The following is a 23,610-nucleotide window of genomic DNA, read 5'->3' on the forward strand; positions in this document are numbered from 1 at the left end:
GAGACGACGTACGTCTGATCAAACGCCGCCAGAGCATCCGGGAACTGGTTGAACTGGAGGAGCCGTTGGCGGGCGATGTGGAACAGGGCGTGCCTTCGATGGCGCGAACCGCCCTCACACAGATGCCAAAGCATTGGCGACCACCGTGTGCCCGAAGTAGATCTCGGGTCGTGAGTGATCTCGGCTCCTACCGCAGGAGACCTTCCGGACAGGCAGTGAGCGGCGTTGCGCCGGCATACGGTCCGGAGCGACAGGTGCCATGCGTCGTCACAGGATGAGCGGCAGGGAGGTGAGGCCGCGCATCAAACGCGTGTGCCGCCAGTCCAGTTCCTCAGCGGGAACTGCCAGCCGAACGTCGGGGAAGCGGGAAATGACCGCCCGGAGTGCGAGTTCGCCTTCGGCTCGTGCGAGGGGTGCTCCCAGGCATCTGTGGATACCGTGACCGAAGGCGAGGTGCCCGGTCGCACCACGGTTGAGGTCGAGCTGGTCCGGCCCGGGGAATCGGCTGGGGTCGCGGTTGGCGGCGCCGGGAGCGATGAGTACCGGAACGCCTTCGGGGATCACGGTGCCGCCGAGCGTGAGCGCTTCGGTGCTGTAGCGGAACGTGGCGATCCCGACAGGCGAGTCGAAGCGCAGCAACTCGTCCAGCGCGTTACCGAGGAGTTGTGGCTCGGCCCTCAAACACGCCAGCGACTCAGGGTGTTGGAGGAGTGCCAGGGCGGCGTTGCCGATGAAGTTCGTGGTGGTCTCATGGCCGGCTACGAGCAGCAGCACGGCGAGCGACACGAGTTCGTCCTCGGTCAGCCGGTCCTGGCCGTCGCGTACGGCGATGAGGTCGTCGAGCAGACTCTCGCCGGGCGAGCTGCGTCTGGAGGCGACAAGGTCGGTCATGTAATCGCCAACGGCATGCGAGGCGGCGTCGATCCGCCGGGAATCCCCGGCGGCGAACAGATCGCTCGACCACGTACGCACGCGCCCACGGTCGGCTTCGGGTACCCCCAGCATCTCGCAGATGACGGTGACCGGCAGCGGTACCGCGAGGCTCGCGACGAGGTCCACCGGTCCGTGATCCGGCCAGGCGTCGAGCAGCTCGTCCACCAGGCCGGCGATGTAGGGGCGCAACCGCGCGACGGCCCCGGTGGTGAATGCCTTCGTCACCAGGGCCCGCAGCCGTGCGTGCTGCGGGGGGTCGGTGGCAAGCATGTTCTGGGAGACGGCCGGATGGAGATCGCGCTGCGACGGCCGGCCGGCGAAGAACCGCGTGGTGTTCTTCGAAAGCCGGGGATCGGTGAATGCCTCCCGGGCCTCCGCGTAGCCCGTGACCAGGTAGCTGTAGCGCCCCCCTGAACCGGTGGGCACCTTCTGCACCGGCGCCGCGTTTCGCAGCCGGGCGTAGGTCGGGTAGGGATCGGCGAAGAACCGCGGGTCCTGCAACGGGTCGCTCACGCTTGCGGGTCCGTTCCCGAGGGGGCCAGTTCGTCAGTCAGGGTACGTACGATGCCGTCCTGCGCGTAGGCGTGGGCGACCAGGAGCAGCCACTCGGTCTCGGCACGGAGGTTGCCCGCCCGGGAGGCAGTCCTGGGGGCCGGCGGTGCGGCTTCTGTCTGCGGTTCGCTCCCGGTCTTCTTCGCGTGTACGGCAGCTCGCAGGATCGCGGCCTCCACGATCGCGTCTCCCTCCGGGGTGCCTGCCAGACCGCGTGTGGCGACGGCCCGCTCAGCGTTCTCCTGGACGCGCAGGCAACGGTGAGGGCGAAGGGCGAGCCCGCCGTCGTTGATCTCGATCACACGACGGTGGAGGAAGAAGTCGGAGTCGTCCGCGTGCTCCCCCTCGTGGAACCCGGCCGGGGCCAGGACGACTTCGGGTGTCGCGCTGGAGATGTCCTCCCACAGGGGGGCGAGCGCCGCAAAGGACCGCGACTCCCATCGACGGCGCAGGAACTGGCTGAATGGCCAGACGACCGCCGGGAGCGTAAGCCCCAGGGTGATGAGGAGTACGGCCAGGGCCGGCGCTGTCACGCTGAACACGCAGCGGACAGGACTGACGGGCGTCGAGCAACGGACGCCGTGCGGGAGGAGGCCCAGTTCGAGCCCGATGGATACCAGGCCGAACACTTTGTACGCGGCGTACAGCAGCGCGAAGACGCAGCCGGCGGCAGTGATGCGCAGCCCGATGCGCTGGCTCTTCCGCCGTGAGTGATGGGACTGTTTCCAGGTCTGCTTGCAGAAGTCCTTCGCGGTGACACCCAGATACGTGATGTAGATCAGCACGTAGAGCGCGTGCAGCTGGGGCGACTGGTCGTTCATCTGCCCGGCGGCGAACAGGGCCACCATGCCGACGACGGAGATCCCGAGGAAGAGCACCCGCAGACGGATGCTTCGCCTGGCCTCGTCAGGCTCCAGATTGAGCTGGAGCATGAACGCCAGGACGGAGGTCGCGGCGGCCAGCGTGAACGAGTTGCTGAGGAGGCGGCCGACGTGGGGTACGACGCTTTCGACGGCGCTCTGCACGAACGACACGTACGAGGCGAAGGCGAGGGCGAAGGACACCAGCAGTGCGGCCATGGCCCACGTGCCGGTCGGTCTGTGGCCGCCTCGCCCGCGAACCCAGTAACCGGCGGCGAGGAGAAGCACGATGGCCACGCCCGAGAACAACAGGTCGATCATGAGTGACGACGGCCCTTCTTGGTCGGTTCGGCGAACAGGGCCTCCCAGCGCTCGGCGCCCTTCTCGGGCTCGCTGGAGGGGAGTTCACGTCCGCGGTAGATGTGCTGTCGAATGACGGTGGCCATCATCTCGGCCTCGCGCTCGTCGTCCGTGGAGTAGCTCGTACGTCCGTTCATACGCCGGACAAGGGTGGGGTTGAAGCCGATGGCACGGAAGGCGTCGGCGTCCAGCTCCAGGCTGCCGGGGTGGTCGCAGATGATGTGACTGACCTCGTGCGCGAGTATGTGGTTCTGGTGCAGAGCAGACGTTCCCTCCTCGTAGAAGAGGAGGTCCGCGTCAGCCGTCTCCAGGCGGATTCCGCACGGCGCGTCGATCGCGCCGAGCGTGTTCAGGGGCCTGAGGATGATCGGACGCCCGCGCTTGTGCGCCACGGCATCACAGAGGTCCCGGGTGTTGAAGCGGTGGGGGAGCCGAAGCGCGTCCACGCGCTTTTCGCACTCGCGGCGAAGCCGCTCAAGGTCCATGTCCGGTCCTGACGTTGCTCGGGTCGGTGGCCCCTGAAGGCGTGACCCCGTACGGCCGGAGTGCGATTCGGAATCCCCGGCACCGAATCGCTCGAAAGCTTAGGCGAATGCCCGGGCTGGTCCAAGAGGATCTCTGTCCTCTGGCCGAATGGCCGGATTCTGGGAGCTGCTAGTCGTCCAGGTTGAGGGTGTTCGACGTGGTTTCGCCCGGGAGGCCCTCCAGGATCCGCGCCTGCTCGATCACTGCCGTCACCATCTGAAGGGTCTCTGTGCTCAGGCCGTTGGCGCGCAGGGCGACGGTGCGGACGTTCCGGTCCCGCATGGCGGCGAGGACGGCGATCTCCGCTCGGGTGCGATGGGCGGCCTCCTCGTCGACGAAGTAGCCGGCGGGTACGCCGAAGAAGTCGGCGAGAGCCTTGATGGTGTGCATCGTGGGGTTCTTCTTGGCACCGGTGCGCAGTTGCTGGATCGCGCTCGCGGTGAGCCCCTTGCCCTGGCCTCCCGAAGCCTCCCGGATGCCCTCGGCGACCTCGGCGTACGTGTAGGGGCCGCGACTTTCCGGGTGGACCTCTTTGAACAGGTAGTCCAGCAACTGCGCGAAGGTGCGCGGCTCGTCCTCTGTCACGTCCGGTACATCCTTGTCCTGATAGTCGCTGTGTCCACTCTGGTGCGTGATGAGTGTGAAAAGCGATGACTTCCCACCAACTCTAGTTGACGATCGCCCGCAACCAAGGTGTACGTTCTTGAGGGAGTTGCTCGCACCAGAGTGTTCCTCTGCTGTGGTCAGGCGTCTTTGACGCCATGGGGACGTGACTCTCTTCCAGGCAGGTGGCCGGGTTCCACGGGGGTGGGCCCGGCCACCTTGAAGAGAGCATCTGCACCGGGCTGCGGAGCAGGCCTCTCTGCCGCGGCGGTCATCCGGTTCGCTGGCCCCTCCTGCTGACCGACAACCACGCCCCGGGCTCCAGCGCCAGCGGCCACATGCCCACGAGCAGCGTGGACAACAACCCCTGGGGATGTTCCGGTTGAGAGCCTCCGCGTTCGACGACTTCGTCGCCATCGAACTGGTGACGTTCTCGGATGTGTGGATGCGCTACGACCTCAAGGGCAACGCTCAGCCGACCGTGTATGACGCGAACGCGCCGCGGCTGTCCGCAGCCCTTCAGTACGTTCCTATGTCGAGCGGGCATGGGGTCGGCTACCTATGGGCTTCTGACGCCGAGTGGGCCGCGAGCTTCGAACGCCGGGATGACGCCGGCGAGGAGGGTTACAAAACCGGACTCCTCTGGCTGGACCGCCTGCACTCTGCATACGCGCCTGGCCTGTCACCGTCCAGGGCCCTCACTGAATTGGCCGGTTCCTCGGGTGCAGACAGGCCCGGCAGCATGGACCTGGCCTCTCTTCGTGAACTTGAAAGCGAAGACTGATCACTTCTGAGCCGGTAGGCGAATGGTTCTGGGACCTCACCGTGCGCGACATCAAGACGGACCGTGAGGTGAGGGCGCTGGCCCTTGAGGTGTGCACGGCACCTTGAGTCGGTTCGGTCTTGTGGCCGACAAAGACGAAGGTTCAGTCGTACTCACCAACCACGATGCCATTGACAAGCCGTCGACTCTGCTCTCGATGCCGCGGCTGCGGAGGCGGACGCGGTCCGGACTGCGGCCCGGACGCATTGCGGGGGTGCCCCTGAGGCTCCCTGACGAATGGAGGGAGGCCGGGGTCGGATTTCGGGCGGAAAAGCTCTTCACCGTACGGATGGACATATCGCAAGCAGGAGTGAGGAGCGCCCTTGTGCGCCTCCGTACGTCCGAGGCTGGCTGCTTGAACCGCAGCCGGTGCGGGACATACGGCAAGTAGCCGAACAGGATCCGCATGGCCCGGCGCTGGCCTTCGCTCCGGCCTTCGGCGTGATCCCCGTACGTGCACGTTTCACCGCCACCTTCACCGTCATCGCCCATGCCCACTCGCAACGGCGCGGAAGCGCGGTCACGGTCGCTGTCGCGACGTACATCTTCTCGCTGCCGGACGCGTGCGGGTCGCTTGCGCCGCCGCCTGCTTGTGCAGTGCGACATTCGCGCGTGCCATGCAGAGATCATCAGTAGCGCCTGCTGGATGGGGCTGTCAGTGGGGCGGAGCAGAATGGGGGGATGACTGAGAAGACCACGTCCATGCCTGACTGGGAGAAGCGGTTTCGGGCGCCTCGCGTCTCGCTGCCCGACTGGGCCGAGGACGCGCCGGACCGTGCGTTGTTCGTTTCCAATGCGACCGGGACGTATGAGCTCTATGCGTGGGACCGGGCCACCGGGGCTCAGCGGCAGGCCACCGACCGGCCGAACGGGACCACGGACGGGGTGCTGACGCCCGACGGCGAGTCGGTCTGGTGGTTCAGCGATACGGACGGGGACGAGTTCGGGGTCTGGATGCGGCAGCCGTTCGGGGGTGGGGAGGATGAGCCCGCGGCTCCGGGGCTTGAGGCTTCGTATCCTGCCGGGCTTGCTCTCGGGCGGGACGGGACCGCTGTCGTGGGGCGCTCGACCGACGAGGACGGGTCCACCGTGCATGTCGTACGGCCGGGCTCCGAGCCCGTCGAGATCTACCGGCACCGGGAGTCGGCGGGTGTGGGGGACCTGTCGCACGACGGGACGCTGATCGCGATCGAGCACACCGAGCACGGCGACGCGATGCACTCCGCCCTGCGCGTGATGCGGCTGGACGGTTCGGCTGTAGCTGAGCTGGACGACACCGAAGGTGGTCAGGTCGAGCTGGGGCTGGAGGTGCTCGGGTTCGCTCCTGTGGATGGGGACACTCGGCTGCTCATCGGGCATCAGCGGCGCGGGCGCTGGGAGCCGATGGTGTGGGACGTGGCGTCGGGCGAGGAGACGGAGCTCGGGATCGAGCTGCCGGGCGATGTGTCCGCCGAGTGGTATCCGGACGGGTCCGCGCTGCTCGTCTCGCACAGCTTCGAGGCGCGCAGTGAGCTGTGGCGGTACGACTTCGCCACCCGGCAGCTGGTGGAGGTGCCGACGCCGGCCGGGACGGTGTCGGGAGCGACGGCCCGGCCGGACGGGTCGGTGGAGTTCCTGTGGTCCTCGGCTGCTGAGGCGCCGGTGGTGCGGTCTACCTCGGGGCGCGTCGTGCTCGACCCGCCCGGGATGAAGGCGCCCGGGTCGGTGCCGGTCGAGGACGCCTGGGTACAGGGGCCCGGTGGGCGGATTCACGCGCTCGTGCAGAGGCCTGCTGCGGGTGACGGGCCGTTCCCGACCGTCTTCGAGATTCACGGCGGGCCAACCTGGCACGACAGCGACGCGTTCGCCGCCGGGCCGGCGGCGTGGGTGGACCACGGTTACGCGGTCGTGCGCGTCAACTACCGCGGTTCGACCGGGTACGGGCGTGAGTGGACGGACGCGCTCAAGCACCGGGTCGGGCTGATCGAGCTGGAGGACATCGCGGCGGTCCGGGAATGGGCCGTCTCGTCCGGGCTCGCGGATCCGGCGAAGCTGGTACTGGCGGGTGGTTCGTGGGGTGGGTACCTGACGCTGCTCGGGCTCGGTACGCAGCCGGAGGCGTGGGCGGTGGGGCTGGCCGCGGTGCCGGTCGCCGACTACGTGACGGCGTACCACGACGAGATGGAGGCGCTGAAGGCGATGGACCGCACCCTGCTCGGCGGTACGCCGGAGGAGGTGCCGGAGCGCTTCGAGGCGTCCTCGCCGCTGACGTACGTCGACGCGGTGCGAGCGCCCGTCTACATCTCGGCGGGCGTCAACGATCCGCGCTGTCCGATCCGGCAGGTCGAGAATTATGTGGACCGGCTGGAGGGGCGGGGGGCGGTGTGTGAGGTGTACCGGTACGACGCTGGGCACGGGTCGCTGGTGGTGGAGGAGCGGATCAAGCAGGTGCGGCTTGAGATCGACTTCGCGGGACGGTACTTGGGGTAGTGCCCCGCCCCTTCCCGTAACCGAGGGCAAGCCCCCAGCCCCCTGGACGCCCTTCGGGTGCGTCGTCAAACGCCGGACGGGCTGGATTGCCGACGCGGCTGCGATCGCGACGTACGACGATTGGCTTCCGGGGCTCGCAACGCGGCGAGCCCCGCAGCCAGGGCGTCGGCCAGGGCGTCGGTGGGCGCCGCGCCCCCTGATGTGACGCCTCATTGCGCCCCACTGAACTAACCCGACAGTTGACGAACATCGATGCCCGGTTCACCCAAGTTTTGACCTATTAGCGAGCCCTCAGCTGCGTCATGTGCTGGGTTAGTGCACGCCGGACGGGGTGGGGTGGACCCGGGATGGGAGTGGGGTGGGGTGGGCCCGTACCTTGGTGGGGTGTACCGGTTCCTGCTGACGCCCCGCTGGTGGGGGATCCACCTCTTCGTCGTGCTGGCCATTCCCTTCTGCGTCTTCATGGGGTCCTGGCAGCTCGGACGGTTCGAAGACCGTGTCGAGACCCACCAGGCCGCCGAGGAGAAGCCCGACCCGGGCACGCAGGCCGCCGTACCGCTCGACGAGCTGCTGCCCGTCGACAAAGAAACCTCCGGGCGGCCCGCCACCGCGACCGGACGATACGCCGAGCAGTTCGTCGTGCCCGAGCGGGAGATCGACGGCAAGCGCGGCTCGTACGTGCTGACCCTGCTGCGTACGGACGGCGGCAAGGCACTGCCCGTCGTACGCGGCTGGCTGCCCGCCGGGGCCAAGATCCCCGCCGCGCCCTCGGGCGAAGTCACCGTCACCGGGGCGCTCCAGGCGTCCGAGAACGCGGGCACCGACGGCGTGCACGCGAGCGGCGGGCTGCCCGAGGGGCAGCTGGGGATGATCAGCGCCGCCTCGCTCGTCAATCTCGTTCCGTACGACGTGTACGACGCCTGGGTCACCCTCGGCAAGAGCGATTCGGGCATGGTGCCTGTTCCCGCCGTCGCGCCGCAGGGCAGCGGTCTTGACCTCAAGGCCTTCCAGAACCTCGGCTACACCGGCGAGTGGTTCGTCTTCGCCGGCTTCGTTCTCTTCATGTGGTTCCGGCTCCTGCGCCGCGAGGCGGAGGCCGCCCGGGATCTTGCTCTCGGGATTCTCCCCGAGGGAGAAGAGGGAGCAGGGGAAGCAGGCGACGGAGTTGCGGTCGTCGGGTCCGGGGCCGGTGGCGCCCGCAGCTGACGGTTGTGGCAGCGGGGCGGGCGCCGTCTCCGGCTGCGCCCGCCCCGCTTCCTTCCCCCTCCGTCGTTCCGGCTACGCCAGCACGCCTGTGCGGTAGATCGTCCCCGCGCACGCGTTCGGAACCGTCGCCGTCGCGGACAGCGCGCCCGCCTCCGGCGTGAGGCTCACCGAGACGCTGCCGTCCGCCGTGCCGCCGTCCTCCGTGCCGAGCTGCGGCTCCGTGCCGGGTTGCATCTCGCCACCGTTGCCGCCTGCTCCACCGCCGGCGCCGCCGTCAGCGCCTCCCGTGCCGCCGTCCGTCGTACCCGTGCCGGGGGGTTCCGTCGGCTGGGTGGGGTCGGGGGAGGGCTCGCTGGTCGTCGGGCAGGTTTCCGTGGGCACCCAGGCGAACTTCACCTGGTACGACATGTCCGGCTCCAGCAGCAGACCGGTCGTCTCCATGGACGGGTCCGGCAGGCCGGCCGCCGCGTCACCCGACGTGTGATCGACGACGTTGATGCGGGCGGGGTCGGCCGCGCCCATCGCCTGGAAAGTCACCGCGCCGCTGCCGGCGACGACGCACGCCATCTCCGAGATGTTCGAGACCCGGAACGATCCGTACACCTTGCCCTCGGCGTCGGCCGACGTACCCTCCGAGTAGGCCGAGAGCTGGCTCGCGCCGCACGTCGGAGCGGACGCGGGCACGCTGTCCGAGGTGCCGGTGCCGCCACCGCCCGTGCCACGGTCCCTACTGGTGCCCGGCGAACCCTTTCCGGGGCCCTTCTTCTTGTCCTTCTGCTTTTCCTTGTCCCTCTTGGAGGTCGACTTCCCCGAGGGCTTGTCCGCGTCCTTCTTGCCGTCCTTGGCGCCCTTCTCCCAGCCGGTGCCACCGTGCGCCTCCTGCCCGTGGCCCGCTATTGAAGGGTTGGCGTCGGCCGCGTCGCTGGAGTTCGCCACATGGACGAAGGCGGGGACGGCCGTACTCACGAAGAGCGCGGCGGCCGCCATACCGACGATGGTGTGGCGCCGCCTCGCGCGCCGGGCGGGGACCGCCCTGCGCAGGTGGTCCAGGGCGTCCTGCGAGGGTTCCAGTTCTTCTACGGCGCCGCGCAGCATCCGGCGCAGGGCCAGCTCGTCGGAGCCGACCCCGCCCGCATCAACGTCGTCGATGCCCAGGTCGATGACTGGAGTGGCTTCCGGTTCCGTGGCCGGCTCGGCATCCGGCTCCGTGGCCGCCTCGGCTTCCGGCTCCGTGGCCGCCTCGGCTTCCGGCTCCGTGGCCGCCTCGGCTTCCCGCTCGATGCCCGCCTCGGCGTCCGGCTCGATGTCCGGCTTCGTGCCCGGGTCGTCGCCCTTGCCAAGCTCGTCGCGCTCGTCGTTCGGCCCGTCGTTCACAGTCGCTTTTCCAGTCAGGTCGTTCAACGGCCCGTCCGGCCCGTGCCGCTCTTGCTTGCTGCTCATGCCGATGCCTCCATGGCGACGCGAAGCGCCGCGATACCGCGCGAGCCGTACGCCTTCACCGAGCCCAGGGATATGCCCAGCGTCTCGGCGCACTGCGCCTCCGTCATGTCCGCGAAGTACCGCAGGACCAGCACCTCGCGCTGACGCCGCTGGAGCCCGCGCATCGCCTTGATCAGCGCGTCGCGCTCCAGCTGGTCGTACGCCCCCTCCTCCGCACTCGCCATGTCCGGCATGGGCTTCGAAAGCAGCTTCAGCCCGAGAATGCGGCGCCGGAGCGCCGAGCGGGAGAGGTTGACGACGGTCTGGCGCAGGTAGGCCAGCGTCTTCTGTGGGTCGCGCACGCGGTTGCGGGCGGAGTGCACGCGTATGAACGCCTCCTGGACGACGTCCTCGCAGGAGGCCGTGTCGTCGAGGAGCAGTGCCGCGAGGCCGAGCAGTGAGCGGTAATGGGCTCGATAGGTCTCGGTCAGGTGGTCCACTGTGGTGCCCGCGGTCATGGCGTCTTCAGTGCCCTCGCGCGGGGACGGTATGCGGGCTGTACGCGCCGTCGGCATGGGAGCGATCACCGGCATGCCGCCGGGTGTGCGGGGCCGGCGCAGCGGGCGCACTGCCGCGCCACGAGCCGGGACCGCTGTGATGTCGAGAACCTCTGTTGCCACGCCTGTTGGACACGCTTCCCCCCGACAGGGTTGTACGCGCGAGGCACCGCGTTTGACGGTGTCACAAACGCCCCCATACGTACCCGCCCTCCTGAATGCCCCATTTGCTGTGGCGCTTTGCCGGGGCGACCGCAAAGACGCTCCCCTCCCAACTGCCGGTTGCAGTAAGGCGGGGAGCGAATAATCGAACAGCCTAACGCCCCAGCTCAAGTAGTCCAGTCTTCCACTTGCTCACAGGGCGTTCACAGATTCTATGTGGGGTTCCGCTTTACACCGTCCCGATTTCGGCGGCCACCAGCTCGGCGATCTGCGCGGTGTTCAGCGCGGCGCCCTTGCGGAGGTTGTCGCCGCACACGAAGAGTTCGAGCGCCGTCGGGTCGTCCAGCGACCGCCGCACCCGCCCCACCCACGTCGGGTCCGTACCCACCACATCGGCCGGCGTCGGGAACTCCCCCGCCGCCGGATTGTCGAACAGCACCACACCCGGCGCGGTCGCCAGGATCTCGTGCGCCCGGTCGACCGACACCTCGTCCTCGAAGCGGGCGTGCACGGCCAGCGAGTGCGTCGTGAGCACCGGCACCCGTACGCACGTGACCGAGACCGGCAGACCGGGCCGGTCGAGGATCTTGCGCGACTCGGCGCGGACCTTCATCTCCTCCGACGACCAGCCGTCGTCCATGAGCCACCCGGCCCACGGCACCACGTTCAGTGCGATCGGCGCCGCGAAGGGCCCGGTGTCGTCGCCCACCGCCCGTCGTACGTCGCCCGGGTGCGAACCCAGCTCCGTACCGGCCACGAGCGAGAGCTGAGTGCGCAGCGTGTCGACGCCGGCCCGGCCCTCACCGCTCACCGCTTGGTACGAGGAGACGACGAGCCCGGCGAGACCGAACTCGGCGTGCAGCGCGCCCACCGCCACGATCATGGAGAGCGTTGTGCAGTTGGGGCTCGCCACGATGCCGCGCGGGCGGACCCGTACGGCATGCGGATTGACCTCGGGGACGACCAGCGGAACGTCCGGGTCCATCCGGAAGGCCGCGGAGTTGTCCACCACCACCGCGCCCTTGGCGGCGGCGATCGGCGCCCACTCGGCGGCCACGTCGTCGGGTACGTCGAACATGGCGACGTCGACGCCCTCCAGGGCCTCCTCCGACAGCGCCAGGACCTCCGTCTCCTCCCCGCGCACAACCAGCTTGCGGCCGACCGAGCGCGGGGAGGCGAGGAGGCGGATCTCACCCCAGACGTCGGCGTGCTGCGACAGGATCTGGAGCATGACGGCGCCTACGGCTCCGGTCGCCCCGACGACCGCGAGCGTCGGCTTGCCCGTCACCGTCGCCGTCACTGGCGGGTCACCTTCCGGTGCCGCCGTAAACGACTGCCTCGTCGGAGTCGCTGTCCAGGCCGAAGGCGGAGTGGACGGCGCGCACGGCCTCGTTGACGTCGTCGGCGCGGGTCACGACCGAGATGCGGATCTCGGATGTCGAGATCAGTTCGATGTTCACGCCCGCGTCGGCCAGCGCCTCGAAGAAGCCCGCCGTAACGCCCGGGTTCGTCTTCATTCCGGCGCCGACCAGGGAGATCTTGCCGATCTGGTCGTCGTAACGGAGCGAGTCGAAACCGATGGCGCTCTTCGTCTTCTCCAGGGCGTCGATGGCCTTGCGGCCCTCGGTCTTGGGAAGGGTGAAAGAGATGTCGGTCAGACCGGTCGACGCGGCCGAGACGTTCTGCACGACCATGTCGATGTTGATCTCGGCGTCCGCGATGGACCGGAAGATCGCCGCGGCCTCGCCCGGCTTGTCCGGCACACCGACGACGGTGACCTTGGCTTCGGAGACGTCATGGGCGACTCCGGAGATGATGGCGTGCTCCACCTGCTGGTCCCCTTGCGGCTCGTTGCTGACCCAGGTGCCGCGCAGTCCCGAAAAGGACGAACGGACGTGGATCGGGATGTTGTATCGGCGTGCGTACTCCACGCAGCGGTGCAGCAGCACCTTGGAGCCCGAGGCTGCGAGCTCCAGCATGTCCTCGAAGGAGATCCAGTCGATCTTCTGGGCCTTCTTCACGACCCGGGGGTCGGCGGTGAAGACACCGTCCACGTCGGTGTAGATCTCACAGACCTCGGCGTCCAGCGCCGCTGCGAGGGCGACCGCGGTCGTGTCCGACCCGCCCCGGCCGAGGGTGGTGATGTCCTTCTTGTCCTGGGACACACCCTGGAACCCGGCGACGATGGCGATGTTGCCCTCGTCGAGGGCGGTGCGGATACGGCCCGGCGTGACATCGATGATGCGCGCTTTGTTGTGGACCGAGTCGGTGATGACACCTGCCTGGCTGCCCGTGAACGACTGGGCCTCGTGGCCCAGGTTTTTGATCGCCATGGCCAGCAGGGCCATGGAAATGCGCTCACCCGCTGTCAGCAGCATGTCGAATTCACGTCCGGCAGGGATCGGGGATACCTGCTCGGCGAGATCGATCAACTCGTCCGTCGTGTCGCCCATCGCCGAAACCACGACAACGACCTGGTGGCCGTTCTTCTTGGCGTCGACGATTCGCTTGGCGACCCGCTTGATGCCTTCGGCATCGGCAACGGAGGAGCCTCCGTACTTCTGCACGACAAGGCCCACGTGCGCTCCTCGTTAGTCATTACTGCGGTCGGCTCAGTTTACCGAGCGGACCCGGACCGCCCACGCTATATCGCATGGTGAGATGTCCCGCTCACGATACGATCATGGGACGGCCCTGCCCGCTCGGTGAGGATGCCTGCCCCGGACGACTCCCGGTACGCGGAACGTGGTCCTCCTCACACCATCACAAGCGCCGTCAGGTCGCCGTCAGGTCGCCGTACGCAGGCCCAGCGGCCCCGCGAGCTCCTCGGCCATGACCTTGCCGGCTTCCTTCTCCAGGTCCTCCTCGCCGAGGTCCTCGTCCGTGTCCAGGCCGTCCAGCTCCTGCAACGGCTGGTCGAGGCGGACGTGCGCCACCAGGGACTGGAGAGCGCGCAGGCACGCGGAGGCGGTGGAGCCCCAGTTGGAGAAGTACGAGAACTGCCACCACCACAGCGCTTCGGTGGTACGGCCCGCCCGGTAATGGGCCAGCCCGTGGCGCAGATCCGTGATCACATCCGCCAGGTCGTCCGAGATACGGCACGGTACGGGCGCCTTGCGCGGCTCGTACGGGTCGAAGACCTCGGAGTACACGTCGATCGGGTCGAGCATGATGGCGAAACGTTGCCGCAGGTCGTCCGGGTCGGGCTCCGGGCCGAGGTCCGGCTCGTACCGCTCGTCGGGAACGATGTCCTCGTGCGCGCCGAGCCGGCCTCCCGCCAGCAGGAGCTGGGACACCTCAAGGAGCAGGAACGGGATGGCACTGTCCGGCTCGTCGCCCTTGGCCACTTCCGTGACCGCGACGATGAAGCTCTCGATCTGGTCGGCGATCTGGACGGCGAAATCGTCCGGGTCCTGCGCGACCGCGTGCAGCAGCTTTGCGTTGGCGTCAGACATCGAGCAATCGTCTCCCCTCGAAGGCACGGCCCAGCGTGACCTCGTCGGCGTACTCAAGATCTCCCCCGACGGGGAGTCCACTGGCCAGGCGTGTCACCCGCAGACCCATCGGCTTGATCATCCGGGCGAGGTAGGTGGCGGTGGCCTCGCCCTCAAGGTTCGGATCGGTGGCCAGGATCAGCTCGGTGACGGCACCGTCCGCGAGCCGCGCCAGCAGCTCGCGGATCCGCAGGTCGTCGGGGCCGACGCCCTCGATGGGGCTGATGGCCCCGCCGAGGACGTGATAGCGGCCGCGGAACTCGCGCGTCCGCTCGACCGCGACGACATCCTTGGGCTCTTCGACGACACAGATGACCGCCGGGTCGCGGCGCGGATCACGGCAGATCCCGCACTGCTCCTCCTGCGCGACGTTGCCGCACACCGCGCAGAAACGGACCTTGTCCTTGACCTCCAGGAGGGCGTGGGCAAGGCGGCGTACATCGGTCGGCTCGGCCTGGAGGATGTGGAAGGCGATCCGCTGCGCGCTCTTGGGACCGACGCCGGGCAGCCTGCCCAATTCGTCGATGAGGTCCTGGACCACGCCTTCGTACAACGGATTGCCTTCCTTGCCCTGCCGGTCTTGCCTGGTACGTACGGTAGTTGCTGCGGGGCCGCCTTAGAAGGGCAGTCCCGGCATGCCGCCCAGCCCCTGGGCCAGCGGGCCGAGCTTCTCCTGCTGGAGCTGCTGTGCGTTCTCGTTCGCGGCCTGGACCGCGGCGACGACCAGATCCGCGAGGGTCTCGGTGTCGTCCGGGTCGACCGCCTTGGGGTCGATCACCAGGCCACGGAGCTCTCCGGAGCCGTTGACGGTCGCCTTGACCAGGCCACCGCCGGCCTGGCCGTCAACCTCGGTACGGGCGAGCTCCTCCTGTGCCTTGGCGAGGTCCTGCTGCATCTTCTGGGCCTGCTGAAGCAGCTGCTGCATATTGGGCTGGCCACCACCGGGAATCACGGTCACTCCTGGCACTTCGACGACGATTGTTTCGGTAAGGCGAGCCTACGTGTTCGGCGAGCGCCGTGCCCCATGCCGTACGAAGCGACTCTTTCGAGTGAGACTTGCGGGCTCCTCTACCTGACCACGCCGTGGTTCCGGCCGGAAATACCGGTATATCGGCTACACGGCCCACCATTCGGCGGTAGGAAGGGCATGCGTATGCGCGCGTCGCGACTTGCGCAACGTCACACCACTTCACGCGATGTCACGGACAGAGCGCAAGCGCAGAGGAGTGCCCGGTGAGCCAGCCGGAGATGCAGCCCGAGGGGCCCGCCCGGAAGGAGGGCGGGGGTGCCACTGAGCAGTCGCACGACGAGGACGATCTGACCGGCAGGCCGTTTCCGCTCGGCGACTGGGGCGAGCCCGCGGAGCGTCTCGACGAGCTCTACCGGTGGGTTGAGGCGGGCGCCCTGCACACGGCCGACTGGTACCTCGCCGACCGGGCCCGCAAGCGCCGCGCGGCGCGGGCGCTGCGCACCGGGACGGCCGCCGGCGTGATCGTCGGGGCCGCACTGCCGCTCGTCGACCTCGCGGGGGCGGTGGACGGCGCCGCGGGCTGGGGCTATCTGCCGCTGCTGCTGGCAGCGGCGTGCGTGGCCTGCGACCGGTACTTCGGGCTGACGTCGGGGTGGATGAGGGACGTGGCTACGGCGCAGGCGGTGCAGCGGCGGTTGCAGGCGCTGCAGTTCGACTGGGCGTCGGAGAGCGTACGGGAGATGCTGGGGCCCACCGAGGGCACGGCCAGTGAGGCGGCCGAGCGCTGCCTCAGTGTGCTGCGGCGGTTCTCTGAGGACATCTCGGAGCTGGTGCGCTCGGAGACGGCGGACTGGATGGTGGAGTTCCGGGCGGGGCCCGCGCCGATGGTGATGCAGTCGGGGGGTGGGCCGGGCGCGGCCCGGCCGGACTTCGGTGCGTCCGGCGGGCGGTACACGCTGCCGCCGGGCACGCGTCCGAACATGCCGCGGCAGCGGCCCCCGGAGTCGCCGCGCTGAGGCGACTGGGTGCGACGGAGCCGCTGCGCGGGGCTTTCCCCTACCCGCCCCTTCCCGCACTGGGGCCCGCCCCAGACCCCGGTCCTCAAACGCCGGACGGGCTGGATCTGCCGGGGTGGGCTGCTGGGGCTCCGCCCCAGACCCCGCTCCTCAAACGCCGGAGGGGCTGGACGGGGCAGGTTGCTAGCTGAAGATGATCATGGAGCCTTGGCCTAGGCTCCTGGTCGCCGCCGCGTGCAGGCCCAGCCAGACGTGGCGTTCGCGGGCGAAGGGGCTCTCGTCGTACGGAAGAGCGTCGGCCGGCTCCTCCAGGGTGGTCGGGCGCTCCGGCGGCCGGGGCGCCGACGGCGGGTTCGCCGGGTCGATGCCGATCGAAGGGGCGACGGACTCCAGCTCCCGCAGCAGGCCCTGCGTGGAGCCCAGCGGGCCGCCGCCCGCCAGGAGTTCCTCATTGGACAGGGGCGCCGCGTAGTCGACCGGGACGTACGCGCCCGCGTGGTCGTAGTGCCAGACCAGGTGCGACTGCTGAGCCGTCGACTCGAACATCTCCAGAAGCTGCTCGTAGTCGCCGCCCAGGGCGTCCACCGGCGTAACCTCCAGCCCGCACAGCTGGAGCAGGTACGCGCGCCGCAGGAAGTGCAGGGCGTCGTAGTCGAAGCCGGCCACCGGGGCGACGTCGCCCGAGAGGCCCGGCATGTAGGCGAATACGGGAACGGTCGGCAGGCCCGCGTCGGTCAGGGCCTTGTCGTACGACGCGATCTCTTCGGCGAAGGGGTTGTCGGGGCTGTGGCACAGCACATCGACGAGGGGGACCAGCCACAGGTCACAGGCCACGTACGGCTCGCTCTCCACTGGGTTGCGACAGTCCAGGCAGCGTAGTGCTACCAAGTCGCCGCGCACAGTCCTCGTCGCACGTCGGCAGCCTCGCCGCTAGCCGCGGTCGCCGCGCTCAAGCCGCTCCGCCCACGCCAGCATCAGCGCGTGATACCCCCCGATGACCTCCCGCAGCGCCTCGGCGTCCCCCCGCGTCACCGCGTCCACGACCTCCGCGTGGTCCTTCCACACCTGCTCCCCGGCGTCCGGATCGCCGCGCAGGTACGGGACCGAGAAGACCCAGCAGCGCAGTCTCAGCTGATGCAGGAAGCCCGAGATGTGCGGGTTCTCGATGAGGGCGCCGAGCTCGCGCCAGAAGCGCAGGTCGTACGCGATGAAGATGTCCAGGTCCCCCGCGCGGGCCGCCCGCGCCGCCTCGTCCGCCCTGCGCCTGATGGCCATGAGTACGTCGCCCCGCGTGCCGCTCCCGCCGCCTTCGGCGACCTTGCTGAGGATGCCGCCGGCGATCAGGGAACGCGCTTCGACCATGCCGCGGAAGTCCGCCACGGATATCTCGCGGACGCGGAAGCCGCGGTGCTGGTCGGAGTCGAGCAGGCTCTGCGCCGCCAGGTCGACGAGCGCTTCCCTGACGGGCGTCGCGGAGACCCCGTACTGATCGGCTATCTGCTTGACCGTGAATTCCTGCCCCGGCCGCAAACGCCCCGCGAGCACCTCGTCACGCAGCGCGTCCGCTATCTGCTGCCGCAGGGTATTGCGGGTGACAGGTCCGCTCGCGGGCATGAAATCTTTCCCCTTCGTATGGTTCCGGACACCTTAGGCGGTGCGGCCGGAAACCTGCCGAAGGGCCGTGCGCGGCAAGGCAAGGGGTGGGAGCGCCCTGCCCGCGCACGGCCGACGCCCGTCAGGCGGCCGTCGTGTGTTCGTCCGCGGCCGACAGAGCGATGTCGAGGACCGCCAGGCCCTCCTTCGCCTCCGCCTCGGTGACGTTGCACGGCGGGACGACGTGCGTGCGGTTCATGTTGATGAACGGCCACAGGCCGTTCTTCTTGCAGGCCGCCCCGAACGCCGCCATCGGGGCATTGGCCGCCCCCGACGCGTTGTACGGCACGAGCGGCTCCCGCGTCTCGCGGTCCTTGACCAGATCCAGGGCCCAGAACATGCCCGTACCGCGGATCTCACCGATGCTCGGGTGCCGCTCCGCCAGCTCGCGCAGCCCCGGGGCGATGACCGTCTCGCCGATGTGGGCCGCGTTCTCGACGACGCGCTCCTCCTCCATCACCTGGATGGTGGCGACGGCGGCCGCACACGCCAGCGGGTGACCGGAGTACGTCAGACCCCCCGGGTACGGCCGCTTCTCAAAGGTCTCCGCGATCGCGCCGGAGATCGCGACGCCGCCCAGCGGCACGTAACCGGAATTCACGCCCTTCGCGAAGGTCATCAGGTCCGGTACGACGTCGAAGTGCTCGGAGGCGAACCACTTGCCCGTACGGCCGAAGCCCGCCATGACCTCGTCGAGGACGAAGACGATGCCGTACCGGTCGCAGATCTCGCGTACGCCCGCGAGATAGCCGGGCGGCGGCGTCATGATGCCGGCCGTGCCCGGGATCGTCTCCAGAACGATCGCGGCGATGGCGGCCGGCCCCTCGAAGGCGATCGTGTCCTCAAGATGCCGCAGCGCGCGGGCGCACTCCTCCACCTCGTTCTCGGCGTAGAAGGCCGACCGGTAAAGGAACGGCGCCCAGAAGTGGACGGTCCCCGAGGTGCCGTTGTCGGAGGCCCAGCGGCGCGGGTCGCCGGTCAGATTGATCGCGGTCGTCGTACCACCGTGGTACGAGCGGTAGGCGGCCAGCACCTTGTTGCGGCCCGTGTGCAGACGGGCCATCCGGACGGCGTTCTCGATGGCCTCGGCGCCACCGTTGGTGAAGAAGATCTTGTCGAGGTCGCCGGGGGTGCGCTCGGCGATGAGGCGTGCGGCCTCTGAGCGCGGCTCGACGGCGAAGGCGGGCGCGAAGGTGGAGAGCTTCGCGGCCTGCTCCTGGATCGCCGCGACGACCTTCGGGTGCTGGTAACCGATGTTGGTGAAGACGAGGCCGCTGGTGAAGTCGAGGTAGCGGTTGCCTTCGTAGTCCCAGAAGTACGAACCCTCGGCGCCGGCGACGGCGAGCGGATCGATCAGTCCCTGGGCGGACCAGGAGTGGAACACGTGCGCGCGGTCGGCGGCCTTCACGGCGGCGCCGGCCTGGGGGTCGACATGAGGGGTCATGGCCCCAGGGTAGAGACGCGCAGGTGGGAGCTGACATGGCCACCTTGTATGGACTGCGCCACTTTGGTGGGCAGGGTGTCGAGCGGACCTATTGACAGCATCCTGCCAATACGACAGCATGTTGTCATCAAGCTTCGGGCCCGAGGAGAACGTCATGGCAAGCAAGACCGTGCACCTCGCTGTTTACGACACCTTCGCCGACTGGGAGACGGGCCACACCACCGCCCACCTCACCCAGAACGGCTACACCGTCAAGACCGTCGCCGCGACCGACGCCCCCGTCACCACCATGGGCGGCGTACGCATCCAGCCCGACCTCACGCTCGACGACGTAAACCCCGAAGACAGCGCCCTGCTGATCCTCACGGGCGCCGACCTCTGGACTGTGACACCAGCCGCTGCCGCGGCGGGCTCCGACGACCTCGCCCCCTTCGCCCGCAAGGCACGCGCGTTCCTCGACGCGGGCGTGCCGGTCGCGGCCATCTGCGGCGCGACCGCCGGCCTGGCCCGCGAGGGCGTACTCGACAACAGGACGCACACCAGCGCCGTCTCCTTCTACCTCGCGGCCACCGGCTACAAGGGCGGCGAGCACTACAAGGAGACGGACGCCGTCACCGACGACGACGGCCTCCTGATCACCGCCGGCCCGACCGAACCGGTCGCGCTCGCCCGCGAGATCTTCTCCGTCCTCGGCGTGTACGAGGGCGAGAAGCTCGACGCCTGGTACCGCCTCTTCCACGACTCCGACGCGTCCGCCATCGAGGTGCTGGAAGCGTGAGCGCCACCCGGGAGCAGGAGCTGTTGAGCCGTGCCGCGTTCGGCACCTTCCGCCTCAACGGCCAGTTCCTCGCGATCTCCGAGGAACTGGCCCGCCCGGCCGGCCTGACCGCCGCCTGGTGGCAGGTCATCGGCGCCGTCCTGCACGAGCCCCTGCCCGTCGCCGGGATCGCCCGCACCATGGGGATCACCCGGCAGAGCGTGCAGCGCATCGCCGACCTGCTCGTAGCCAAGGGGCTCGCGGAGTACGCCCCCAACCCCGCCCACCGCAGGGCCAAGCTGCTGCGTCCCACAGACGCGGGCCGAGAGGCCATCCGCAAGATCGCGCCGGGCCACGCGGCACTGGCGGCCCGCCTCGGAGCCGAGCTGGGCAACGAGGCCTTCGCCGAGACGGTACGCGTACTGGAGCGGCTCTCCCAGGCCCTGGAGGCAGTGGCGGAACCTGCCGGAATCCCGGAACCGTAGCCCGCCCGCCACCCGTCGTTGTCGTACCGGCGCACTATCCTCGGGCCACTGGGGGACATCCGGGGGAGGGGTGGCGCTGCCATGGAGAAACTGGGACCGGCCGACCCGCAACAGATCGGCGCCTACCGGCTGTTGGCGCGGCTCGGCGCGGGCGGGATGGGGCAGGTCTATCTGGCCCGCTCGGGCCGTGGCCGTACGGTCGCGGTCAAGCTGGTACGTCAAGAGCTCGCCGAGCAGGAGGAGTTCCGCGCCCGCTTCCGCCAGGAGGTGGCGGCAGCCCGCCGGGTCGGGGGCCGCTGGACCGCCGCCGTGCTCGACGCCGACACGGAAGCGGTGGTTCCGTGGGTGGCCACGGGTTACGTAGCGGGCCCGGACCTCCACTCCGTCATTTCCGGCGCCCACGGCCCACTGCCGGAACGCTCGATCCACATCCTGGCAACAGGCCTCGCCCACGCACTCAGCGACATCCACACAGCAGGCCTCATACACCGCGACCTGAAACCGTCCAACATCCTGATCACCATCGACGGCCCCCGCGTCATCGACTTCGGCATCGCGCGCGCCCTGGAAACCGTCACGGCCGCAGGCCTCACCAGGACCGGCGCCCTGGTCGGCTCCCCCGGCTTCATGGCCCCCGAACAGGTCCGCGGCGAGCGCATCACCCCATCCTGCGACATCTTCTGCCTCGGATCGGTCCTCGCATACGCCGCGACAGGCCGCCTCCCCTTCGGCACGGCCGACAGCGGCGTCCACGCACTGATGTACCGCATCGCCACAGAACCACCCACCCTGGACCAGGTCCCCGAGGGCCTCCAGGACCTGATCCGCTCCTGCCTGCACAAGGACCCCGCGGCGCGCCCCACCCTCGCCCAGGTGCTGGAGCGCACCCGGGGCGGCGACAACGGGGACCCCTGGCTCCCGGCGGCCCTGGTGGCCCAGCTGGGCCGCCACGCGATAGAGCTCCTGGACACCGAGGACCCGGCCGACGCCACCAAGCCGCCCCCCGCCCCGCAAGCCACGGTGCCAGGAGGGGACGTGCCGGGGCGCTCCCCGCAGGGCGTTGAACGCAACCACGCCAAAGAAATCCCCGTACCCGAACGTTCGACGCCCGAGGAGACGCCACGGCGCGGCACCGACCCCGCAGCCCCCGCACTGCACGCGACGCCGACCGTGGTCACGCCCCCCTCCGCGTACGCCCCGCCCCCGCCGCACACCCTGTCCGGCGGCTACGGCTACCCCACCCCGCAGTACGCCTACCAGCCGCCCACCCCGGCGCCACCGCCCCGCAGCAACCGCTCGACCGCCGCACTGGTAGCCGTGGCGCTGGTCGTAGCACTAGGTGCCGGCGGCTCCGTCTACGCGTTCATGAACGCGGGAGACCACCCGGACACAGCCCGCACAGACCCCACAAGCAAACAAGAGAAGACCCCAGCACCCACCCCACCGACCAGCACCACCCCCACCACCCCCGTCACCACCCCCACCCCCACCCCCACCACCGGCAAAATCCCCGCCGAATACCTGGGCACCTGGAACACCGGCCTGGACAGCGAATCAGGCCACAGCACACGCCGCCTGGTCATCCAGCAGGGAGAGGTGGGCGACACCGTCCTGTCCCTCACGGCTGAAGGACCGACAACGGGCGGCGGCACGTACCACTGCGTCTTCCAGGCGGAGCTCTCCGCCGCCCCGAGCGGCAGCCTCCGGATCGGCCCCTCCCGGGTAACCACCGGCGAGCCGATGAGCTCCTGCTCCCCGGGCGCCGCCACAGAAGTGACGCTGCTCCCCGACGGCCGCCTGCGCCGAGTGAACCCCGCCACCGGCGAGTCCCTCACGTACACGAGATGACACGAAGCGGGGCCCCGGCGTAAAAACCGCCGGGGCCCCGCTTCGTAGCGCCGCTACGACCTAGATGAACGAGTTGATCTCGATCGTCTCGGTGCGGCCGGGGCCCACACCGATCGCGGAGATCGGCGCGCCCGACATCTCCTCCAGCGCCTTGACATACGCCTTCGCGTTCTTCGGCAGCTCGTCGAAGGTCTTCGCCTTGGAGATGTCCTCCGACCACCCGGGGAAGTTCTCGTACACCGGCTTCGCGTGGTGGAAGTCGGTCTGGCTGTACGGGAGCTCCTCGACGCGCTTGCCGTCGATCTCGTACGCCACGCACACCGGGATCTGCTCCCAGCCGGTCAGCACGTCCAGCTTCGTGAGGAAGAAGTCCGTCAGACCGTTGACCCGCGTCGCGTACCGCGCGATCGGCGCGTCGAACCAGCCGCAGCGACGGTCACGGCCGGTGGTGACACCGCGCTCGCCACCGATGCGGCGCAGCGCCTCGCCGTCCTCGTCGAACAGCTCCGTCGGGAACGGACCGGCACCCACCCGCGTGGTGTACGCCTTGAGGATGCCGATGACGCGACTGATCTTCGTCGGCCCCACGCCGGTACCCGTGCAGGCACCACCGGCGGTCGGGTTCGACGACGTAACGAACGGGTAGGTGCCGTGGTCCACGTCGAGCAGCGTGCCCTGGCCACCCTCGAAGAGAACGACCTTGTCCTCGTCGAGCGCGTTGTTGAGGATCAGCGTCGTGTCGGCGACGTACTGCTTGATGTTCTCGCCGTGCGTCAGCAGCTCTTCGACGATCTGGCCGGCCTCGATCGCGCGGCGGTTGTACAGCTTCGTGAGCAGCTGGTTCTTGATCTCCAGAGCCGCCTCGACCTTTTGGGTCAGGATCGACTCGTCATACAGATCCTGCACACGGATGCCGGTGCGGTTGATCTTGTCGGCGTACGTCGGGCCGATGCCGCGGCCGGTCGTGCCGATCTTGCGCTTACCGAGGAAGCGTTCCGTCACCTTGTCGACCGTGACGTTGTACGTCGTGATGACGTGGGCGTTTCCGCTGATCAGGAGCTTGGACGTGTCGACGCCTCGCTCGTTCAGACCGCTCAGCTCGGAGAGCAGTACCGACGGGTCGATGACGACGCCGTTACCGATCACCGGCGTGCACTCTGGCGTGAGGATTCCGGAAGGGAGAAGATGCAGCGCGTACTTCTGGTCGCCGACGACAACCGTGTGGCCGGCGTTGTTGCCGCCCTGATAGCGCACTACATAGTCAACGGATCCACCGAGCAGGTCGGTGGCCTTTCCCTTGCCTTCGTCACCCCACTGAGCACCGAGCAGCACAAGTGCGGGCACAGGCGTACACCCCTTCCGGGCGGGGCATGTCCAAGGTCAGGGGGCGTACGTACGGCGTACACCCGATACTGAGCCGTCGGACCGGTTGCCCCGGAATAGACGAAGCCCCTGGCGCAATAGCGCAAGGGGC

The 23,610-nt window shown here is 69.0% G+C and carries 22 protein-coding genes and 1 pseudogene; 8 read left to right on the forward strand and 15 right to left on the reverse strand.

The features are described 5' to 3' along the window. Positions 1-267 precede the first annotated feature (267 nt). The 4 genes from ABZX79_RS08035 to ABZX79_RS08050 form a co-directional block, all read right to left on the reverse strand. Positions 268-1,446, reverse strand: a complete 1,179-nt coding sequence (locus ABZX79_RS08035; protein WP_355253361.1) for a cytochrome P450 — start codon at positions 1,444-1,446, stop codon at positions 268-270. Continuing rightward, entirely contained in the window at positions 1,443-2,666 is a 1,224-nt protein-coding gene (locus ABZX79_RS08040) for an MAB_1171c family putative transporter (RefSeq protein WP_355253363.1), read from the reverse strand. The genes ABZX79_RS08035 and ABZX79_RS08040 overlap by 4 nt, the downstream gene beginning before the upstream one ends. Further along, positions 2,663-3,190: a regulator component gene (locus ABZX79_RS08045; protein ID WP_355253365.1), complete on the reverse strand. Its 528-nt coding sequence runs from the start codon at positions 3,188-3,190 to the stop codon at positions 2,663-2,665. The genes ABZX79_RS08040 and ABZX79_RS08045 overlap by 4 nt, the downstream gene beginning before the upstream one ends. A 169-nt stretch (positions 3,191-3,359) precedes the next feature. Then, positions 3,360-3,815, reverse strand: a complete 456-nt coding sequence (locus tag ABZX79_RS08050; protein WP_355253367.1) for a helix-turn-helix transcriptional regulator — start codon at positions 3,813-3,815, stop codon at positions 3,360-3,362. 391 nt (positions 3,816-4,206) lie between these two features. Between ABZX79_RS08050 and ABZX79_RS08055 the strand changes: the two genes are divergently transcribed. The 4 genes and pseudogenes from ABZX79_RS08055 to ABZX79_RS08070 all read left to right on the forward strand — a co-directional run bounded on the left by ABZX79_RS08055 (position 4,207) and on the right by ABZX79_RS08070 (position 8,331). Continuing rightward, positions 4,207-4,617: a hypothetical protein gene (locus ABZX79_RS08055; protein ID WP_355253369.1), complete on the forward strand. Its 411-nt coding sequence runs from the start codon at positions 4,207-4,209 to the stop codon at positions 4,615-4,617. 417 nt (positions 4,618-5,034) lie between these two features. Further along, positions 5,035-5,214 (forward strand): annotated as a pseudogene (locus ABZX79_RS08060) (hypothetical protein); the annotation flags it as partial. Positions 5,215-5,337: 123 nt separating this feature from the next. After that, positions 5,338-7,125 (forward strand): prolyl oligopeptidase family serine peptidase, encoded by a 1,788-nt coding sequence (locus ABZX79_RS08065; protein WP_355253371.1) that lies wholly within the window; start codon positions 5,338-5,340, stop codon positions 7,123-7,125. Between the two features lie 384 nt (positions 7,126-7,509). Further along, positions 7,510-8,331, forward strand: a complete 822-nt coding sequence (locus ABZX79_RS08070) for an SURF1 family protein (protein WP_355253373.1) — start codon at positions 7,510-7,512, stop codon at positions 8,329-8,331. Positions 8,332-8,403: 72 nt separating this feature from the next. Here ABZX79_RS08070 and ABZX79_RS08075 read toward each other — a convergent pair whose 3' ends face one another. The 7 genes from ABZX79_RS08075 to ABZX79_RS08105 all read right to left on the reverse strand — a co-directional run bounded on the left by ABZX79_RS08075 (position 8,404) and on the right by ABZX79_RS08105 (position 14,915). Next, entirely contained in the window at positions 8,404-9,771 is a 1,368-nt protein-coding gene (locus ABZX79_RS08075) for a hypothetical protein (protein WP_355253375.1), read from the reverse strand. Next, positions 9,768-10,343, reverse strand: a complete 576-nt coding sequence (locus tag ABZX79_RS08080; protein WP_069933897.1) for a SigE family RNA polymerase sigma factor — start codon at positions 10,341-10,343, stop codon at positions 9,768-9,770. Before ABZX79_RS08080 ends, ABZX79_RS08075 begins: the two co-directional genes overlap by 4 nt. 355 nt (positions 10,344-10,698) lie before the next feature. Then, positions 10,699-11,769 carry an aspartate-semialdehyde dehydrogenase gene (locus ABZX79_RS08085; protein WP_355253377.1) on the reverse strand — a complete coding sequence of 357 codons (1,071 nt, stop codon included), beginning with the start codon at positions 11,767-11,769 and terminating at the stop codon, positions 10,699-10,701. A gap of 7 nt (positions 11,770-11,776) precedes the next feature. Beyond that, entirely contained in the window at positions 11,777-13,048 is a 1,272-nt protein-coding gene (locus ABZX79_RS08090) for an aspartate kinase (protein WP_214976971.1), read from the reverse strand. A gap of 207 nt (positions 13,049-13,255) precedes the next feature. Further along, entirely contained in the window at positions 13,256-13,924 is a 669-nt protein-coding gene (locus tag ABZX79_RS08095; RefSeq protein WP_355253379.1) for a DUF5063 domain-containing protein, read from the reverse strand. Further along, positions 13,917-14,516, reverse strand: a complete 600-nt coding sequence (gene recR / locus ABZX79_RS08100; RefSeq protein WP_028810454.1) for a recombination mediator RecR — start codon at positions 14,514-14,516, stop codon at positions 13,917-13,919. The genes ABZX79_RS08095 and recR overlap by 8 nt, the downstream gene beginning before the upstream one ends. Positions 14,517-14,579: 63 nt before the next feature. Next, positions 14,580-14,915, reverse strand: coding sequence for a YbaB/EbfC family nucleoid-associated protein (locus ABZX79_RS08105; protein ID WP_355253711.1), 336 nt, complete (start codon positions 14,913-14,915; stop codon positions 14,580-14,582). A gap of 281 nt (positions 14,916-15,196) precedes the next feature. Here ABZX79_RS08105 and ABZX79_RS08110 point away from each other — a divergent pair, with 281 nt between their 5' ends. Continuing rightward, entirely contained in the window at positions 15,197-15,949 is a 753-nt protein-coding gene (locus tag ABZX79_RS08110) for an SLATT domain-containing protein (RefSeq protein WP_355253382.1), read from the forward strand. Between the two features lie 183 nt (positions 15,950-16,132). On the opposite strand, the gene ABZX79_RS08115 is transcribed toward ABZX79_RS08110, so the two are convergent. The 3 genes from ABZX79_RS08115 to ABZX79_RS08125 form a co-directional block, all read right to left on the reverse strand. Beyond that, complete coding sequence (locus ABZX79_RS08115) at positions 16,133-16,783, reverse strand: hypothetical protein (RefSeq protein WP_355253713.1); 651 nt, start codon at positions 16,781-16,783, stop codon at positions 16,133-16,135. A gap of 96 nt (positions 16,784-16,879) precedes the next feature. Continuing rightward, complete coding sequence (locus ABZX79_RS08120; protein ID WP_355253384.1) at positions 16,880-17,563, reverse strand: GntR family transcriptional regulator; 684 nt, start codon at positions 17,561-17,563, stop codon at positions 16,880-16,882. A 121-nt stretch (positions 17,564-17,684) separates the two neighbouring features. Beyond that, a complete protein-coding gene (locus tag ABZX79_RS08125) occupies positions 17,685-19,046 on the reverse strand; it encodes an aspartate aminotransferase family protein (protein WP_355253386.1) in 1,362 nt (453 codons plus the stop codon). A gap of 154 nt (positions 19,047-19,200) precedes the next feature. Here ABZX79_RS08125 and ABZX79_RS08130 point away from each other — a divergent pair, with 154 nt between their 5' ends. The 3 genes from ABZX79_RS08130 to ABZX79_RS08140 all read left to right on the forward strand — a co-directional run bounded on the left by ABZX79_RS08130 (position 19,201) and on the right by ABZX79_RS08140 (position 22,136). Beyond that, positions 19,201-19,824, forward strand: a complete 624-nt coding sequence (locus ABZX79_RS08130; protein ID WP_355253388.1) for a DJ-1/PfpI family protein — start codon at positions 19,201-19,203, stop codon at positions 19,822-19,824. Beyond that, positions 19,821-20,288: a MarR family winged helix-turn-helix transcriptional regulator gene (locus tag ABZX79_RS08135; RefSeq protein WP_355253390.1), complete on the forward strand. Its 468-nt coding sequence runs from the start codon at positions 19,821-19,823 to the stop codon at positions 20,286-20,288. The genes ABZX79_RS08130 and ABZX79_RS08135 overlap by 4 nt, the downstream gene beginning before the upstream one ends. 81 nt (positions 20,289-20,369) lie before the next feature. Then, positions 20,370-22,136 (forward strand): serine/threonine-protein kinase, encoded by a 1,767-nt coding sequence (locus ABZX79_RS08140; RefSeq protein ID WP_355253392.1) that lies wholly within the window; start codon positions 20,370-20,372, stop codon positions 22,134-22,136. 60 nt (positions 22,137-22,196) lie between these two features. Here ABZX79_RS08140 and ABZX79_RS08145 read toward each other — a convergent pair whose 3' ends face one another. Further along, entirely contained in the window at positions 22,197-23,480 is a 1,284-nt protein-coding gene (locus ABZX79_RS08145) for an adenylosuccinate synthase (RefSeq protein ID WP_215127847.1), read from the reverse strand. Positions 23,481-23,610: the final 130 nt, after the last annotated feature.

It is taken from the genome of Streptomyces sp. NPDC002994 (genome assembly GCF_040611155.1).
In the GTDB taxonomy this organism is placed as follows: domain Bacteria; phylum Actinomycetota; class Actinomycetes; order Streptomycetales; family Streptomycetaceae; genus Streptomyces.

What these genes read in the sequence shown, in the direction of transcription:
- ABZX79_RS08040 (WP_355253363.1), bottom strand. Translation starts at nt 2,666, where the DNA reads ATGATCGACCTGTTGTTCTCGGGCGTGGCCATCGTGCTTCTCCTCGCC.
- ABZX79_RS08095 (WP_355253379.1), bottom strand. Translation starts at nt 13,924, where the DNA reads ATGTCTGACGCCAACGCAAAGCTGCTGCACGCGGTCGCGCAGGACCCG.
- ABZX79_RS08130 (WP_355253388.1), top strand. Translation starts at nt 19,201, where the DNA reads ATGGCAAGCAAGACCGTGCACCTCGCTGTTTACGACACCTTCGCCGAC.
- ABZX79_RS08125 (WP_355253386.1), bottom strand. Translation starts at nt 19,046, where the DNA reads ATGACCCCTCATGTCGACCCCCAGGCCGGCGCCGCCGTGAAGGCCGCC.
- ABZX79_RS08120 (WP_355253384.1), bottom strand. Translation starts at nt 17,563, where the DNA reads ATGCCCGCGAGCGGACCTGTCACCCGCAATACCCTGCGGCAGCAGATA.
- ABZX79_RS08055 (WP_355253369.1), top strand. Translation starts at nt 4,207, where the DNA reads ATGTTCCGGTTGAGAGCCTCCGCGTTCGACGACTTCGTCGCCATCGAA.
- ABZX79_RS08075 (WP_355253375.1), bottom strand. Translation starts at nt 9,771, where the DNA reads ATGAGCAGCAAGCAAGAGCGGCACGGGCCGGACGGGCCGTTGAACGAC.
- ABZX79_RS08045 (WP_355253365.1), bottom strand. Translation starts at nt 3,190, where the DNA reads ATGGACCTTGAGCGGCTTCGCCGCGAGTGCGAAAAGCGCGTGGACGCG.
- ABZX79_RS08065 (WP_355253371.1), top strand. Translation starts at nt 5,338, where the DNA reads ATGACTGAGAAGACCACGTCCATGCCTGACTGGGAGAAGCGGTTTCGG.
- ABZX79_RS08140 (WP_355253392.1), top strand. Translation starts at nt 20,370, where the DNA reads ATGGAGAAACTGGGACCGGCCGACCCGCAACAGATCGGCGCCTACCGG.
- ABZX79_RS08080 (WP_069933897.1), bottom strand. Translation starts at nt 10,343, where the DNA reads ATGCCGGTGATCGCTCCCATGCCGACGGCGCGTACAGCCCGCATACCG.